Annotated in this window: 1 protein-coding gene and 1 pseudogene; one reads left to right on the forward strand and one right to left on the reverse strand. The window is 64.0% G+C overall.

The window, feature by feature from the left end:
* Window positions 1-388, forward strand: a pseudogene (locus E3T23_RS01900) (IS21 family transposase); the annotation flags it as partial.
* Between the two features lie 396 nt (window positions 389-784).
* On the opposite strand, the gene E3T23_RS01905 reads toward E3T23_RS01900, so the two are convergent.
* On the reverse strand, window positions 785-1,389 hold a 605-nt coding region (locus tag E3T23_RS01905), incomplete at its 5' end, for a GNAT family N-acetyltransferase (RefSeq protein ID WP_134368728.1).

Consider the following 1,389-nt stretch of genomic DNA (forward strand, 5'->3'; position numbering starts at 1 on the left):
CCGGGTCGTGATCGCCCTCCGGGACCGGACCGCCCCGACCGTGTTCGCGGCCCTGGACCGTACGCTCCGCATTCTTGGCGGAGCCCCGACCTATGTCCTCACGGACAACGAGAAATGGGTCACCATGTCCCACATCGCGGGCGTTCCGGGGCGCAACCAGCAGACCGTGGACTTCGCCCGCCACTACGGCATCACCGTGTTGACCTGCCAGCCGGCGTGGTCGGCGACGAAGGGCGGGTCGGAGTCTTCGGTCAAGGTCACCAAAGCGGGCATCGGGCACAGGGACACCAACCTGCGCCCGGAATACGGGTCGTTCGCGGAGGTTGAAGCGGCCTGCGAGGCGTTCATGGACGAGGTCAACAACCGTGAGCACCGGGTCACGGGGCGATCTTCAAATCGAGGAACGCTACACCGACACCGCCGGTTTCACGGACCACGTCTTCGCGGTTATCCCGTTTCATGAGCTGGCGTCTATAGGTAGTGATTGCGGATGGCGCACGAAACCGCCGGGACGAAGTTCGCCTTCCTGCGCCAACATAGCGACGGCGTCTCCCTGACTAACATCGTGGTTGGGGCCAGAGTGTCGCTTCGCGCTTTGAGCGCTGGTCGACACTGTAGTGCGCTGTCCCAGCGTCACATGGGCTGGCACGTGTCCGCCGGGGTGATCGCGACACGAGGCGGACACCTTAAAGTTGGCTGAGGAGATTGAACCACAAGCATTTCGCTGGCCCGAACCCACAGCATCGCCGGGGTTGGAGCGGTGCGCGATTGCGGAGTTCTGCCGTCACGGGGTCGGCCGCCCAAGTTGGATTTGGATCTCGTTTTCCGTGAAGCCCAGGGTGCGATAGAGGCGGATTGCCACATCGTCGGGGTCAGCGACTATCACCAGGGTCGTCGCCGCCAGTTCTTTGGTGGCATAGCGGCCGGCGGCATGCAGAAGCGCACCTGCAAACCCGCGCTTACGGAAATCCGGGTGGGTATCGATCGACTGGTAGCGGGCGGTTCCCCCTCCGTCACTAAATATTCCGAGCCCTGACACCATATTTCCGTCAAGGAATGCACCAAACCAGGACCCGTGGTGCGCCCATTGCAGTTGCCGCATCGCGGCGAGTCTCCGTGTGGCGAATTCGGCGTAGCCGACGCTGTCTGCGGCGTTGGAAAGCCTAAGTGCCACAGCTTGCGCCCAGTCACGGTCGTCGTCCACATCGAGCTGGCGGAACGTGACGTCCGGGGTGGGTCGTGCCGGCCGCCGCGGCGCTTCCGCTGACAATGCCAAGACGACGAGCCTCGTCACGTCAAGTTGCGCCGCGGCCAGATCCGCAGCATCGCCGACTGCGCCATCCGTGCTGTCGACGCCGATCGAGAGGTGGGGTGCTCCTGGGAATGAGC

It is taken from the genome of Cryobacterium cheniae, assembly GCF_004403395.1.
Classification (GTDB): domain Bacteria; phylum Actinomycetota; class Actinomycetes; order Actinomycetales; family Microbacteriaceae; genus Cryobacterium; species Cryobacterium cheniae.